This is a genomic window from Halorubrum sp., from assembly GCF_046498025.1.
Classification (GTDB): domain Archaea; phylum Halobacteriota; class Halobacteria; order Halobacteriales; family Haloferacaceae; genus Halorubrum.
Genome location: NZ_JAWOBM010000017.1, coordinates 184,697 through 198,099, shown reverse-complemented (window position 1 = coordinate 198,099; position 13,403 = coordinate 184,697). Strand labels below are relative to the sequence as shown.

General features: G+C 70.7%; 14 protein-coding genes. 10 read left to right on the top strand and 4 right to left on the bottom strand.

What is annotated here, in order from left to right; genetic code table 11:
* Positions 1 to 223: 223 nt before the first annotated feature.
* Positions 224 to 1,276 carry a M42 family metallopeptidase gene (locus R6U01_RS04505; RefSeq protein WP_410285262.1) on the bottom strand — a complete coding sequence of 351 codons (1,053 nt, stop codon included), beginning with the start codon at positions 1,274 to 1,276 and terminating at the stop codon, positions 224 to 226.
* Between the two features lie 172 nt (positions 1,277 to 1,448).
* Here R6U01_RS04505 and R6U01_RS04500 point away from each other — a divergent pair, with 172 nt between their 5' ends.
* From R6U01_RS04500 to R6U01_RS04485, 4 genes are all read left to right on the top strand, one after another.
* The gene (locus tag R6U01_RS04500; protein WP_410285261.1) at positions 1,449 to 1,706 is read left to right on the top strand and encodes an MTH865 family protein; all 258 of its coding nucleotides are present in this window, start codon (positions 1,449 to 1,451) and stop codon (positions 1,704 to 1,706) included.
* Between the two features lie 145 nt (positions 1,707 to 1,851).
* Positions 1,852 to 2,547, top strand: a complete 696-nt coding sequence (locus R6U01_RS04495) for a J domain-containing protein (RefSeq protein WP_410285260.1) — start codon at positions 1,852 to 1,854, stop codon at positions 2,545 to 2,547.
* Complete coding sequence (locus R6U01_RS04490; RefSeq protein WP_410285259.1) at positions 2,544 to 3,350, top strand: metallophosphoesterase; 807 nt, start codon at positions 2,544 to 2,546, stop codon at positions 3,348 to 3,350. Before R6U01_RS04495 ends, R6U01_RS04490 begins: the two co-directional genes overlap by 4 nt.
* A 32-nt stretch (positions 3,351 to 3,382) precedes the next feature.
* Positions 3,383 to 3,580 (top strand): hypothetical protein, encoded by a 198-nt coding sequence (locus R6U01_RS04485; protein ID WP_410285258.1) that lies wholly within the window; start codon positions 3,383 to 3,385, stop codon positions 3,578 to 3,580.
* 18 nt (positions 3,581 to 3,598) lie between these two features.
* On the opposite strand, the gene R6U01_RS04480 is transcribed toward R6U01_RS04485, so the two are convergent.
* Together R6U01_RS04480 and R6U01_RS04475 are read right to left on the bottom strand one after the other, a co-directional pair.
* Positions 3,599 to 4,402, bottom strand: coding sequence for an iron-sulfur cluster assembly protein (locus R6U01_RS04480; RefSeq protein ID WP_410285257.1), 804 nt, complete (start codon positions 4,400 to 4,402; stop codon positions 3,599 to 3,601).
* The gene (locus R6U01_RS04475) at positions 4,402 to 5,463 is read right to left on the bottom strand and encodes an amidohydrolase family protein (protein WP_410285256.1); all 1,062 of its coding nucleotides are present in this window, start codon (positions 5,461 to 5,463) and stop codon (positions 4,402 to 4,404) included. The genes R6U01_RS04480 and R6U01_RS04475 overlap by 1 nt, the downstream gene beginning before the upstream one ends.
* Before the next feature lie 156 nt (positions 5,464 to 5,619).
* Between R6U01_RS04475 and R6U01_RS04470 the strand changes: the two genes are divergently transcribed.
* The 3 genes from R6U01_RS04470 to R6U01_RS04460 all read left to right on the top strand — a co-directional run bounded on the left by R6U01_RS04470 (position 5,620) and on the right by R6U01_RS04460 (position 8,407).
* Complete coding sequence (locus R6U01_RS04470; RefSeq protein WP_410285255.1) at positions 5,620 to 6,660, top strand: NAD(P)-dependent alcohol dehydrogenase; 1,041 nt, start codon at positions 5,620 to 5,622, stop codon at positions 6,658 to 6,660.
* A gap of 66 nt (positions 6,661 to 6,726) precedes the next feature.
* Positions 6,727 to 7,206, top strand: coding sequence for a hypothetical protein (locus R6U01_RS04465; RefSeq protein ID WP_410285254.1), 480 nt, complete (start codon positions 6,727 to 6,729; stop codon positions 7,204 to 7,206).
* Positions 7,207 to 7,228: 22 nt separating this feature from the next.
* Complete coding sequence (locus R6U01_RS04460) at positions 7,229 to 8,407, top strand: thiamine pyrophosphate-dependent enzyme (RefSeq protein ID WP_410285253.1); 1,179 nt, start codon at positions 7,229 to 7,231, stop codon at positions 8,405 to 8,407.
* Positions 8,408 to 8,437: 30 nt separating this feature from the next.
* On the opposite strand, the gene R6U01_RS04455 is transcribed toward R6U01_RS04460, so the two are convergent.
* A complete protein-coding gene (locus R6U01_RS04455; protein WP_410285252.1) occupies positions 8,438 to 9,751 on the bottom strand; it encodes an NAD(P)/FAD-dependent oxidoreductase in 1,314 nt (437 codons plus the stop codon).
* A gap of 449 nt (positions 9,752 to 10,200) precedes the next feature.
* On the opposite strand from R6U01_RS04455, the gene R6U01_RS04450 reads away from it, so the two are divergent.
* From R6U01_RS04450 to R6U01_RS04440, 3 genes are all read left to right on the top strand, one after another.
* Positions 10,201 to 11,427: a pyridoxal-phosphate dependent enzyme gene (locus tag R6U01_RS04450; RefSeq protein ID WP_410285251.1), complete on the top strand. Its 1,227-nt coding sequence runs from the start codon at positions 10,201 to 10,203 to the stop codon at positions 11,425 to 11,427.
* A gap of 65 nt (positions 11,428 to 11,492) precedes the next feature.
* Entirely contained in the window at positions 11,493 to 12,083 is a 591-nt protein-coding gene (locus tag R6U01_RS04445) for a GNAT family N-acetyltransferase (protein WP_410285250.1), read from the top strand.
* An 84-nt stretch (positions 12,084 to 12,167) separates the two neighbouring features.
* A complete protein-coding gene (locus R6U01_RS04440) occupies positions 12,168 to 13,298 on the top strand; it encodes an acyltransferase family protein (protein ID WP_410285249.1) in 1,131 nt (376 codons plus the stop codon).
* Positions 13,299 to 13,403: the final 105 nt, after the last annotated feature.

The window sequence follows — 13,403 nt, the reverse complement described above, 5'->3', positions numbered from 1 at the left end:
GGTGCGCTCGCTGCGGTCCTCGTCACTCGTTTCACTTGTTCCTGCGGTCCTTGCGTCGCGCGCCTTCGTCCTCGCGACTGCCCCTTTGAGTCCCGCCCGCACAGCACCTCACGCCTCCCCAGCCTCGTCGGTCGTCCAGAGCAACGCGGAGGACGACCGACTCCCTCGCGCACTCTGCTCGCGCCCGATGGGCGCTCACAGGCGCGCGCCACCGCGGATTTATTTATAGAGTGTAGTCGTGTTCGCCGGTCTCGGAGTCGAGGAAGGCGGTGAGGAGGTCGATCGTCGCTGCGATATCGTCGCCGGCGGCGGTCTCGGTGACGGTGTGGAGGTACCGCGTCGGGATCGAGACGGCCCCGACGGGCTTCGCGCCGGCCGTGTTCTGGAACCCGGCGGTGTCGGTGCCGCCCGCCGGCAACACCTCGTGCTGGTGATCGATGTCCTCGGCCTCGGCCACGTCGGTCAGCCGACCGTGGACCTTCGGGCTGGTGATCACCGAGGAGTCCTTGAGCTTGATCGCGGTCCCCTCGCCGAGCTCGGTCACGGCGTCGGCCGGCTCGCCGATCTGCGGGACGTCGTTGGCGACGGTGACGTCGAGGGCGATCGCGAGGTCGGGGTCGATGTCGACGCCGAGCGCGCTCGCGCCCCGAAGCCCGACCTCCTCCTGGACGGTCGCCGCGAAGTGGATCGTCACGTCCGGGTCGTCGATCCGCCGGGCGGCCTCCAGCATCGCGAACACGCAGACCCGGTCGTCGAGCGCCTTCCCGGTCACCCGGTCGCCCATGCGCGTCGTCGTCTGGTCGAGCGTGACGAGGTCGCCGACGCCGACGAGCTCCTCGACCGCCTCGGCGGTGCGGCCGAGGTCGATGAACACGTCCGAGACCTCGTCGTCCGCCTCCTTCTGCTCCTCGGTGAGCGTGTGGGGAGGCACGGAGCCGATGACGCCGGTGAGGTCCTCGTCGCCGTGGACGGTGACGCGCTGGGCCCGGAGCACGCGGGCGTCGAAGCCGCCGAGCGGGTCCACCTGGACGAACCCCTCGTCGGTGACGTGGCGAACCATGAAGCCGATTTCGTCCATGTGGGCCGCGACCGCGACCGAGTAGTCGGACTCGCCCTCGATCGTCCCGACGACGTTCCCCATCGCGTCGGTGCGGACCCGATCGGTGAGGTCGTCGAACTCGCGGCGGACGATCTCGCGGACGTCGTCCTCGTACCCCGGGACGCCCCGGGCCTCGGTCAGCTCTCGCAGCAGGTCGAAGTCGAAATCGAACGACATGGCCGACGGTTGGCGCCCACCGACAAAGGTCCGGAGGTTCCGGCACGGTCGTCGCCGTTCTCGCGTTCCGCCCGTCGACGCTCCCGCGAGGGCCGTGTCGTCGTTCGAGAACGTCAAACTTGTTTATCGTTGTTCCGCAACGCTTTTGCGGGGGCTCGCGGGATGGGAGTGTATGAGCGACGTAAGAGCGGAACTCCGCGAACAGTTCCTCGACGCGTTCGGCGGCGCCGACTTCCCCGTCGAGAACCAGATGGACCTCGTCCCGGCGCTTCCGAACGGCCCGGCCACGAAGTTCGAGGCCGGCGACGTGAGCCTCACGGCGATGGAACTGGCCGCGAAGCTGGGCAGCGAACAGGAGTTCCCCTACGACACCCCCGAGGAGCTCGTCGACGACATCCTCGACGGGCTCGAGTCGAAAGGGATGATCTGAGACCGGCGCCTCGCTTCTCCCGACAGATCCTCGTTCCCCCCTAGCGCGTCGCTCGTCCCTAGCGCGTCGCTCGTCCCTAACGCATCGCTCGCCGGACGCCGAACGTCGGCGAGAGGTTGATAGGCACCGAGCCGTTACTGCGGTCGTGGTCGTCGAGCTCATCAGCGCGGTGCCGCCGTGGATACTGTTAGGCGCCGCGCTCGGCGGGATCGCCTCCGTGCTCGTGGCGCTCGCGTTCTACCTCGGGAACCGGTTCGTCGCCCCGAGCGTCGCCGCGGCCGACGACGGCCGGGCCAGCGCGGGCGACGAGCGGCGCCGCCGGGAGATCCGCGAGTACCTGACGGCGATAAACGAGCGGTTCCGCGAGAATCACGCGCTCGGCGAGGTGGCCGTCCCGTTCTATCTCCCCGAGCGAGAGGTCGCCATCACGTTCGACGCGCACGACTACTTCAGGCTGGAGGGGGAAGGCATCTACACGGTCCTCTGCGAACACGAGATGCCGGGACGCGGGCTCGGTCGCCGCCTCCCGTTCGACGTGATCGAGCCCGATTGGGGCCCCGGTCGGCCGTCCGGCAGCCGCGGTCGCGACCCGGTCGCCGCCGCGTTCGCGGAGCTCGACGTCGACCGCAGTGCCGACGCCGCCGAGGTGAAACACGCCTACCGCGAGCGCGTCAAGGAGACCCACCCGGACCAAGGCGGCGACGAGGAGTCGTTTCGCCGCGTCCGCGAGGCGTACGCGACCGCTCGCAACCACGCCGGCGGCGCGAACGAAGACGCCCGTCGCGGTCGCCCGGCCGCCCGGACCGACCGCACCGACCCGCCGACGGGCTTCGGCCGGTGACGGCGGTCGCGTTCGGCGAGCGCGCGGCGTACCTCGCCCGCCACGACGCGCTCGTCATCGCCGACCTCCACGTCGGCCGCGGGGAGGCCTCCGCGGTCTCGCTTCCGCTCGGCGAGCGGGAGGACCTCGTCGACCGACTCGCCGGACTCGCGGCGCGGTTCGACCCCGCGACCGTCGTCGTCGCCGGCGACGTCGTCCACACGTTCGATCGAGTGAGCGACCGGAGCCTCGGCACGCTCGCCGCGCTCCGAGACGTCTGCGAGGCGGCCGGCGCTGAGCTCGAACTCGTCGCCGGGAACCACGACACCGCCCTCGCGAGCGCGTGGGAGGGCCCGGTTCACGGGGAGTACGCCCTCGACGCCGCCGACATCGACAACGCCGAGTTTCGCACGATCGTCTGCCACGGTCACGAGGCGCCGGAGACGGCGGCGGACCGCTACGTGATCGGCCACGTCCACCCGACGATCGAGATCGAGGGCGACCGCCGGCCCTGTTTCCTCCGGGGTGAGGGGGTCTACCGCGGCGCGGACCTCCTCATGCTGCCCGCGTTCACTCGACTCGCCCCGGGCGTGGCGGTCAACGACATGCGAACGGGGGCGTTCGACTCCCCGCTCGTCACCGACGCGGACCGACTGTCGCCGGTCGTGTACGATCCGGGGGCGGGCGACGCGAGCGACGGAGGCAACGCGAGCGACACAGGCGACGCGAGCGACGCAGGCGACAGGAGCGACACAGGCGGTACGAGCGACGCAGGGGCGGCCCTGCGGTTCCCGCCGCTCGGTGAGTTCCGCGGGCTGTTGTGAACGCTTTTGTTCGGCCGTGCGTAGTGTGAGTCATGAACACGGAGAACGCGTGTCTCGGCTGCGGCGAGCCCTTCGACTGGGGCGAGGGGGAGTGTCCGGCGTGCGGCTGGGACCGCGACGCGTGGGCCGCGAGCGGCCGACACGGACTGGAGAAGGAGGGGCACGGCGAGCCCGAGGAGGACGGGCGCTCGGGGGGCGGCGGGCTCGGCGGACTCGGACCGATTCGGTGACGGCGTCGACGGGGGTCCCTACGAGCCGGGGCCGTCCGGGCCGTGGCGCGCCCGGTGGAGCGCGTCGCACACCGCGCCCTGCCCGCCCACGTTGACGGTGGCGAGCCGCGAGCGCTTCTGGACGACGTCGAGCCGGTCCGCGTCGATGGGCTCTCCCTCCGGCGTCAGGAACAGCGTGTCGGCCGGGTCGGTCACGTGACCGCTTCCGGCCGCCCGATCCAGGTACTCGTCGAGCGGGTCGGCGTCGACGACGACGGAGAGGCCGCCGATCGAGACGTGTGCCTCCTCGCCGGCGAGGTCGACGTCGGACCGGTCGAGCGCGACGATCTGCCCGGGGTCGACCCCGGCGTCGAGCAGCGCGTCGATCGCCTCGCGCTGCGTCGAGACGCGGGCCTTGTCGGCGAGGGCCGCTCGCACCTCCGCCACGCCGCCGTCCGCGTCGGGGAACGTCTCGCCGAAGGTGTCGCGGGCGTTGACGCCCGTCGTTATCTCCTCGCCGTGCATGTGGTCACACAGCTCGATCCGCGCCTCGCGGACCCAGTCGAGCGCCTCGACCTCGTCGCGGGCGTCGGTCGCCATCATCCACGCGAAGGCGGGCGAACACCACGCCGTCGGGAGCGTGAACTGGACCTCGACGCGATCGCCGTCGACGCCGATCGTGTCGATGTAGTCGAGTTCGACGATGGAGCGGGCGAGTTCCGGGTCCTCGACTCGATCGAGTCGGTCCCTGACCGCAGAGGTCCCGCGCCGGTCGCCCGTTGGGTCGTCGCCTCTGGGACCGCCACCGGCGTCGTCCGTCGGGTCCGCGCTACTCCCCGACATCAGTCCGCGGCGGCCCCCGCGTCGCCGCCGTAGTGGGCGCCGAGGTCGAACCGCTCGGTGATCTCGTCGTCGCGAAACTGGCGTTTCTTCTCCTCGATGTCGATGTCGTACAGCTCAGCGGCGTTCTCGCCCATGATCTTCTTCATGGTGTCGACGTCGAGCTCGACCCCGTACTCGTCTCTCTGCTCGTCGGTGAGCTCGGCGTTCATCACCTGGTCGACGAGCCAGTCGGGGTTCCACAGCGCGTAGTCGGAGCCGAACAGGATCCGGTCCTCGCCGAGCCAGAAGAGCAGCTCGCCCATGATCTCGCCGAACTTCCGCTCGCGGTGGGTCGACAGCGCGGAGGCGACCGCGAGCCCGCCGTACACGTTCGGCTCCTGAGCGGCGATCCAACAGAAGTCGTCGAGTCTCGGGAGCCCGACGTGGTTGACGATGAAGTTGAGCTCCGGGAACGACGAGGCGGCGTCGTCGACGTCCTTCACGTCGAACGCGTCCTTGTTGAGCGGGCGGATCGTCGGTCCCTTGTGAGCGTTGATGTTCTCGATGCCGAGGTCGGCGCACTTCTCTAAGAACTCGAAGGCGTCGTCGCTGTCGAGCCGCCACCCCTTCGACTCGCCGCGCCACTCGGCGGTGTACAGCTTCACGCCCGGGATGTCGTACTCCTCTTTCAGGTGTTCGAGGTATCGCAGGCCCTCCTCGCCATCGCGCGGATCGAAGCTCCCGTTGAGCACGAACCGCTCGGGGTACTCCTCCGCGAGTTCGGCGTTCTGTTCGGTCGTGTTGAACCCCTCGTCGTAGAAGTCGGAGAGGTACGTCGGCTGGAAGATCGCCATGTCCGCCGCCGCGTTTCCGAACAGGTCCTCGGTCATGCGGTCGGCGCCGTAGTGCCGGTACTCCTCGATGTCCCACTGCTCGTCCTCCGGCGTGAACCCGGTGTGGTAGTCGTAGAAACACTGCAGGAACTGTTCGCCTCCCTCGTGAACGATGTTCTCCTGACGCGCGTCCCAGAGGTGGACGTGCCCGTCGATGACGAATATCTCCTCGCCGTCCTTCTCGTACATGTGCCTTAGACTGTGAAGTGCTCACACATAACTATAAGGATTATTCAGGTTAATTACCATTGGTAGTTGATCCCTCATTTACGTGTACAACGTTTATCACTACGCAAGGAAATCATAACGAATGTTTATGTAGAAGCGTACGAGAGTGAGAAACACATGCAAGCTGCCAGACTTCACGAGTACACCGACGACATGAGCGAAGGGCTCACGATCGACGAGGTAGACCGGCCGCACGCGACGGGCGCGAGCGACGTGATCGTCGAGGTCGAGGGCGCGGGCTGGTGCCAGACGGACAACCACATCATCGAGGGGATGTGGGAGGAGTACGTCCCACAGGAGCTCCCCATGACCTTGGGCCACGAGAACGCGGGTACCGTCGTGGAGACGGGCGAGGACGTCGATATCGTCTCGGAGGGCGACCCGGTGATCTGCCACCCGGTTCAGACCTGCGGCACCTGCCGCCCCTGCCGGCTCGGCGAGACGATGTACTGCGAGAACAGCGCGTTCAACGGGCTCACCACCGACGGCGGCTTCGCCGAGTACCTCCACACCAGCGAGCGCGCGGTGATCCCCCTGCCGTCCGGCGTCGAGCCGATCGACATCGCCCCGCACGCCGACGCCGGGATCACGGCGTATCACGCCGCCAAGAAGGCGGTCGCTGACCTCAATCCCGGCGATCACGCGGTCGTCATCGGCGTCGGGGGGCTGGGCCACATCGGCCTGCAGTGCCTCGACTCGATGAGCGCGGCCCGGATCACGGCGATCGATTTAAAAGAGTCCGCCCTGTCGCTCGCGGAGAGCTACGGCGCCGACCACGTGATCAACCCGGGCGAGGCGGACGTCCGGGAGGAGCTCGACGGGATCACCGACGGTAACGGCGCCGCGCAGGTGCTCGACTTCGTCGGCGAGGACGTCACCACCGCGTACGCGCCGGACGTCACCGCCAGCGGCGGCGACCACCACATCATCGGGTACGGCGGGCACATCCACGAGCCGGCGCAGGCGCTCGTGAACGGGGAGTTCTCCTTCGTCGGCAACATCGTCGGCCGGTACGCGGAGCTCCAGGAGCTGGTCGCGCTCGTCGAACAGGGCGACGTCGACCTCCACACCAGCCGGTACGACCTCGGCGACGTGAACACCGTCGCGGAGAAGCTCGAACACGGCGAGATCGACGGGCGCGCCGTGATCACGCCCTGAACGGAAGGCTCAAATCGGCATTTCACCCACGAGAATACTTTTACTTCGCGTTCACGACCTCGGAGTATGGACGACGCTCTCCGACCCGGGTCGGGGCTCTCGTCTCCGCGGCGGTGGGCGCTGTTCGCCGGCGTCTACGCGTTCGTCTGCGGCGCGTTCGTCGCCGTCCTCCTCTCGGACGTGCTCCGCGTGTTCGTCGACGTCGCCGGCCTCCCGTCCGGGTTCCCGATTCCGCTGTTCGCGACCCCGGCGCTCGTCGCGGGGACGCTGTGCTGGTGGCGAGTGGTCGAGCGCAGGCGCGCGTTCGGCTTCCGGTCCGGCGCGGCGTTCGGTCTGGTCACGGCGCTCTGTACCGGCGGCCTGTGGACCGCGTGGTTCGCGGTCCGCTGGGGTCCCGAGATGCTCGCCGCCGGCCCGGTGCTGTTGATCGTCGGACTGACGCTCGCGTTCGCCGCCGTCGCCGGCGTCTTCGTCGGTGTCCCGCTCGCGTACGTCCGGCGACGGATCGGCGTCGAGAGCGCCGCCGCGACCGCTAACTCCTTGTGACCGGCGCGCACACCGATCGCCCATGGACGAGAACGGCGCCGAGGCCGCCGGCTCCCCCGATTCGCTCGCCGACCCGCTCGCGGACGCGGACGTCTACCGCGTGCTCGGGCAGGACGGCAGCCCCCTGCCGGACGCGACGGTTCCCGACCTATCGGACGAGCGGTTTCGCGCGATCTACCGCGATCTGGTGACCACGCGCCGCTTCGACGAGCGCGCGGTCAGCCTCCAGCGACAGGGGCGGATCGGGACGTACGCGCCCTGCGCGGGACAGGAGGGGTCGGCCGTCGGATCGACGCACGCCCTCGCCGACCATGACCTGATCAGCTACCAGTACCGCGAGCACGGCGCGGTCGTCGTCCGCGACCTGCTCGCCGAGTACCTCCCCTACTGGATGGGCCACGAGTCCGGGACCGAGGCGATCGCCGAGGGGAACGTCTTCCCACTGAACATCGGGATCGCGGCGCACCTCCCGCACTCGGTCGGGGCCGCGTGGGCGTTCGACTATCGGGACGAGGACCGGGTCGTCGCCGCGCACTTCGGGGACGGCGCGACCAGCGAGGGCGACTTCCACGAGGCGATGAACTTCGCCGGCGTCTTCGACACGCCGACGCTCTTCTGCTGTCACAACAACGGCTGGGCGATCTCGATCCCCGAGTCGCGCCAGACCGCGAGTGACACCTTCGCGCAGAAGGCGAGCGCCTACGGCTTCGACGGCGTCCGCGTCGACGGAATGGACCCGCTCGCGAGCTACGCGGTCACGCGGGAGGCTGCCGGGCGTGCCCGCGGCGGCGGGGACGGGTCGGGGGACGAGCCCGCGGCGGCTCCCACAGACGACCCCCGTCCGGCCCTGATCGAGTTCGTCGAGTACCGATTCGGCGCGCACACCACCGCCGACGACCCGGCCGCGTACCGCGACCCGGACGACGTGGACCCGTGGCGCGCGCTCGACCCCCTCGACCGCATGGAGGGCTTCCTGCGGGAGACCGGGCGGATCGACGACGAGGGCGTCGCGGCGATCCGCGAGGAGGCCGACGACGTCGTCGCCGACGCGATCGACGTCGCGGAGGCGGTCGAGGCCGAGCCGAGCGACATGTTCGACGACGCGTACGACGACCTGCCGCTCGAACTCCGTCGCCAGCGCGACGAGCTGCTCGCGGCGATCGACGAGCACGGCGAGGCGTCGTTCCGGCGGGAGGGGTAGGGGCGCCGGGCGGGCGGAGCGCGGCTCTATTTATAAATAGGCGGCGGCGACACCGGCCGCCGTCCGCCCGCTCTCCAAGGCGCCTTGAATCGACGACCACTCCGTGTAGTCGCCGGCGAGCACGACCGGGCCATCCGGGTCGTCGGGGGCGGGGAGGTCGGCGTAGACGCCCGGCGGCTGCGCGAACTGCGCGAACCGGATCCGGTGGACGTCGACGGTCTCCAGCCCGGAGAAGTCTCGCTCGAGGTACCACGTCGCCAGCGCGTCGCGGACGTCGTCGCGGAGGGCGTCCGCGGGGCGATCGAGGGAGTCCTCGCCGAGGAACGTCGCGGCGAGCAGCGCGCGGCCGTCGGGGGCGTACTCGGGCGCCACCTCCGACATCGGGACCACGGCGTTCGGCGATTCGTCGGCCGCGTTGAGCAGGATGCGCCTGCCCGTCTCGAACGATTCGCCCGCGGGGAGCGTGTACCAGCCGGTCACGTTCGGAACGCCCGCCGTGGGGATCGACTCGACGCCCGTGAGCCGGCGCGCCTCCGGCGGGGTGGTCGCGACGACGACCGCGTCGGCCTCGCGGGTCGACCCGTCCGCGAGTTCGACGGTGGCGCCCTCGGCGTCGGCGCTCCCGGTCCGGAAGGGGACCCTCCCCTGTCCCGCGGTCCGGACCGACTCGACGTCTTCGCCGGTCTCGATCGCCACGCCGGCCTCGCGGGCGCGGGCGGCGAGCGCCGCGGGGATCGCCCGCATCCCATCGGCGGGGACGCCGATCGACCCGCGGCTCATCGCGCGGAACGTGTACTCGAACGTCTGCTTCGAGGTCGAGAGGCTCCGATCGAGGGTGATCCCGCCGTAGAACGGCTCGACGAAGTTCTCGACGTAGTCGTCGGCGAACCCCCAGTCCCGGAGGTACTCGCGGATCGAGGCGTCCCGGCCGGTGAAAAAGGAGGCCTCCTCGCGCTTCGAGAGGTCGTACCGGAGCGCGAGCGTCCGGAGCTTGTCGGAGAAGGAGACCTCGTCGTTCAGCAGCGAGGGGACCGCCCCGCGGGGGTCGCGGAGCGGGTCCGAGAGGACCGAGCGCGAGCCCGGCCGGCAGATCGTCGCGCCCGGGGCGAAGCGCCGGACGTCGAGGGCGTCGACGTCGAGTTCGGCCGCGACCGCCGGGTAGCTCGTGAACAGCACCTGGAACCCGCGGTCGAGGGTGAAGCCGTCGACGGTCTCCGTCCGCACGCGGCCGCCGACTTCGGGTCGTCGCTCGTACAGCGTCACGTCCGCGCCCGCCTCGGCGAGTCGGGCCGCCGCGACGAGGCCGGCGAGCCCGCCGCCGACGACGGTGGCGTCTCTACTCATGCGTGGAGTATCGGGTCGCGGGTTCATAAGTCGTTGATAACTAGTTGACGGGGGATCTCTCCGAAGCCCCAGCCGCTCAGGTATACGTCAGTCATAATGGACAGACCGTGAACGCCTCAAAGCCCCAGCCGCGACGACTCGCGCGTTTGCTGCGCTCCTCAGTCGCTCACTCCGTTCGCTCCTTCCGGCGCTTGCTGCAGCGTGCTTCGTCCTCGCGACTGCCCCTTTGAATCCACCCGCCCGTACAGCACCGTAGCCTCACGCCTCCCCAGCCTCGGCGGACGGCCCGGCGCGGGCGGAGCCGCGCCGGACCGCCGCCTCCCTCGCGCGTGCGACTCGCGGCCTGTCGGCCGCTCGTCGGCACGCGCCACCGCTCCAGTCCGTCGCATCGCTCGGTCGCGTTCGGCCCGAGTGGGAAGCGATTAGTCGCCGCCGCCGCAAGGGTTCGTATGGAGTCGACGGAGACGACGACGGCGTTCCGCGGGCTACAGAGTCGCGCGTCGGGTCGCGTCCACGAGACGGCCGACCCGACGACGGTGTCGGCCGAGGAACAGGCGCGCGGGCTCGACCCTGCCTACGACTACGACGCGGTCGATCCGGAGACGCTCTTGAGGGCCCCGCGAGACGGCCCGGCGGGGGCGGGGCGCGGCCACTGGCGCTTCGACGCGCTCCTCCCGTTCCCGGCCGAGACGGCGATCTCGGCCGGCGAGGGCGCCACGCCGCTCGTCCCGACGGAGCGGCTCGCCGACGAGCTCGACGTGGAGTCGGTCTACGTGAAAGACGAGGGGCGGAACCCGACGGGCACCGTGCTCGACCGCGGGCTCTCGGTCGCGCTCACCGCCGTCGCGGCGCGGGCGGCCGAGGGCCAGGACGTCGAGCCGCTCGCGTGCGCGAGCCCCGGCAACGCCGGGCAGTCGATGGCGGCGTACGCGGGCCGGGCGGACCTCCGCTCGTACGCGTTCGTCCCCTCGCGGTGCGCGTTCTCGAACAAGGCCATGACGAACGTCCACGGCGGGGACATGCGCGTGGTCGGCGGCCGGTTCCCCGACGCGGCCGCGGCGGTGGACGAACAGCTGGAGACCGACTACACCGACCTCGGCGAGTTCGCGACCCCGTACCGCCACGACGGCGTGAAGACGCTCGCGTTCGAGCTGGTCGCCGAGCTCGACGCGGCGCCCGACGTCGTCGTCGTCCCGACCGGATCCGGCGAGGTCGTCGCCGGCGTTTATAAGGGCTTCACCGAGCTGGAGCGCGTCGGCGCGATCGACGCGGTCCCGAAGGTCGTCGCCGCGCAGACCGCGGGCTGCGCGCCGATCGCGACCGCGGTCGAGCGCGGGCTGGAGGAGCCCGAGCCGTGGAAGACGCCCGACACGATCTGCGGCGAGCTGGAGATCGCGGACCCCGCGGGCGGCGCGGCCGCGATCGAGGCGGTCACGGAGAGCGGCGGGACGGCGGTGGGCGTCGAAGACGAGGACGTCCTCGCGAGCGCGGTCGCCGTCGCCCAGAACGAGGTGATGGAGATGGGCGCCACCGGCGGCGCCGCGCCCGCCGGGGCGTGGGCGCTCGCGGAGGACGGCTTCTTCGACGGCGACGAGACGGTCGTCCTCGTCAACAGCGACGCCGGGCTCAAGACGCCGGACGTGCTGCGCAGCCACCTGATGGGCCAAGGGATCTAGGCTCGGCCGTCGTCGAGGGTCCCGTCCGGGGAACCGTTTTTATGTCGCCCCGCGTACGTGGGAGTATGTACGTCCGCGACGCCAAAAACCGTGACGAGGCGTGGTTACTGGACGCGATCGAGCGGCTCGGGCTCGACGACGTCGCCTTCCGGTCACGGGACTACGTGATCGCGGTCGATCAGGAGTCGGGCGACCGGGCCGGGTTCGGACGGCTGCGACTGCACCGCGGCGACGAGGGCGAGGAGAACCGGATCGAGCTCACCGGGATCGGCGTGCTCCCCGAGTGGCGCGGGCGGGGCGTCGGCGCGCACGTGGTCGAGCGCCTCGTCGACACCGCGGCCGCGGACGGGTTCGAGACGGTGTACGTGCTCACCGACCAGCCGGAGTACCTGACGCAGTTCGGCTTCGAGGAGGTCGACACCGAGGAGCTCCCTCCGGCGCTCTCCGACCGGCTCGGCGAGAAGCGCGAGTTCCTCGGCGGGGACGTGGTCGGCCTGCGGCTCCCGGTCGACGAGTTCGAGATGCCGGAGCGCTTCCGCGAGGCGTTCAAGCAGGCCGAACCGGCGGATTCCACTGACGACGAGGTAACGGAGTCGCCGGAGGACTTCGGGATCGATCCCGAGACGGCCACGTACAAGTACGACACCGGTCGGTAGGGCCCGAAGGGAGGGCGGGCTCTCGCAGGGACCGCCGCCCCGGATCCGGAAGTGACATTGAGACGTGCCTCGTACGCGGCGTGAATGGGGTCACGGATCCACAGCGTGGACGCAATGCGGATCGTCGCCGTCGCGCTGGTCGTCGTCATCCACACGAACCCCTTCGAGGGGCTCGGTGCGTCCGGAAACGCGGTCAACTTCGTCCTCGAGACCACCGCTCGGGTCGCCGTTCCGTTCTTCTTCCTGGCGTCGGGCTACTTCTTCGCGAGAAAGACCCTCGACGGCGACCCGGCGGCGTACTTCCGATCGCGGGCGCGGTCGCTCGCGGAGCTGTACGCGTTCGGAATCGCCCTGGCGCTTCCCGTCTTCCTCGCCGGAACGGCGGTCGAGGCGGCCGCCGCCGGCGAGTCGGTGACCCGGGGCGTCGGCGGGCGGCTGGCCGAGAGCCTCTCGCCGGTCGACCTCCTCTACTACGGGACCTCCGTCTCGGAGATCCTGTGGTTCCTCCCGGCGCTGGCCGTCGGACTCGGACTGGTCGCCGGGCTCGCCGCGATCGGGCGCGGCGATCTGGCCCTCCCGATCGCGCTCGCGCTCCACGCGGTCGGGCTCCTCGGTCCGGAGTACGCCGGGGTCGTGTCCCTCCCGGTCGACGTCCGCGACGGGCTCTTCTTCGGGTTCTTCTACGTGAGCGTCGGCTACGTCGTCGCCGCGCGCGGGTGGCGCGGCGGGTCGGGACGGTCGGGACCGCTGCTCGCCGCGACGGTCGCGTTCGGCCTCCTCCACGTGGCCGAGCGCTACGCGATGGGGTACGCGCTCGGCGACGCGTCGATCGCGGCCGGGGTGTACGCGCCCTCGTTCACCGTCGGCACCGCGGCGTTCGCGGTCTCGCTGTTCCTGTACCTCCTCTCCCGGCCGGGACTGGGCGCCTCGACGCGCCTCCCCGCGTGGGGGAGCTACGCGGTCGGCGTGTACGTCGCGCACCCGCCGGTGTTGGCGGCTCTCGAACTGGTCGGCGATCGAGCCCTCGTCGGCGGCGTGCCGCTCGCGGAGACCGTCGGCTGGCACCTCGCGTTCGCGCCGGCGACGTTCCTCGTCGCGCTCGGCGTGTATCTGGCGGCGGATCGGCTCGGCGTCGTCGAGATCGGAGGATCGCATCTGCCGCGACCGCCGGACCTCGGGCGGCTCTCGCGTCTGTTCGGTCGTCGGCCGTCGTGACCGCCGGCGGCGGCCGTCGTGACCGCCGGTCGCTCGAGGGGGGCGGTCGCGACCGTCGGGGTCCGCCGCGCGGCGCGCCGTCGATCCGACCGCTTAACGCCCCGC

Bases quoted from the DNA above. Each gene is read 5' to 3' on its own strand.
- R6U01_RS04505 (WP_410285262.1), bottom strand. From the start codon at position 1,276: ATGTCGTTCGATTTCGACTTCGACCTGCTGCGAGAGCTGACCGAGGCC.
- R6U01_RS04500 (WP_410285261.1), top strand. From the start codon at position 1,449: ATGAGCGACGTAAGAGCGGAACTCCGCGAACAGTTCCTCGACGCGTTC.
- R6U01_RS04485 (WP_410285258.1), top strand. From the start codon at position 3,383: ATGAACACGGAGAACGCGTGTCTCGGCTGCGGCGAGCCCTTCGACTGG.
- R6U01_RS04480 (WP_410285257.1), bottom strand. From the start codon at position 4,402: ATGTCGGGGAGTAGCGCGGACCCGACGGACGACGCCGGTGGCGGTCCC.
- R6U01_RS04475 (WP_410285256.1), bottom strand. From the start codon at position 5,463: ATGTACGAGAAGGACGGCGAGGAGATATTCGTCATCGACGGGCACGTC.
- R6U01_RS04470 (WP_410285255.1), top strand. From the start codon at position 5,620: ATGCAAGCTGCCAGACTTCACGAGTACACCGACGACATGAGCGAAGGG.
- R6U01_RS04465 (WP_410285254.1), top strand. From the start codon at position 6,727: ATGGACGACGCTCTCCGACCCGGGTCGGGGCTCTCGTCTCCGCGGCGG.
- R6U01_RS04460 (WP_410285253.1), top strand. From the start codon at position 7,229: ATGGACGAGAACGGCGCCGAGGCCGCCGGCTCCCCCGATTCGCTCGCC.
- R6U01_RS04455 (WP_410285252.1), bottom strand. From the start codon at position 9,751: ATGAGTAGAGACGCCACCGTCGTCGGCGGCGGGCTCGCCGGCCTCGTC.
- R6U01_RS04450 (WP_410285251.1), top strand. From the start codon at position 10,201: ATGGAGTCGACGGAGACGACGACGGCGTTCCGCGGGCTACAGAGTCGC.
- R6U01_RS04445 (WP_410285250.1), top strand. From the start codon at position 11,493: ATGTACGTCCGCGACGCCAAAAACCGTGACGAGGCGTGGTTACTGGAC.
- R6U01_RS04440 (WP_410285249.1), top strand. From the start codon at position 12,168: ATGGGGTCACGGATCCACAGCGTGGACGCAATGCGGATCGTCGCCGTC.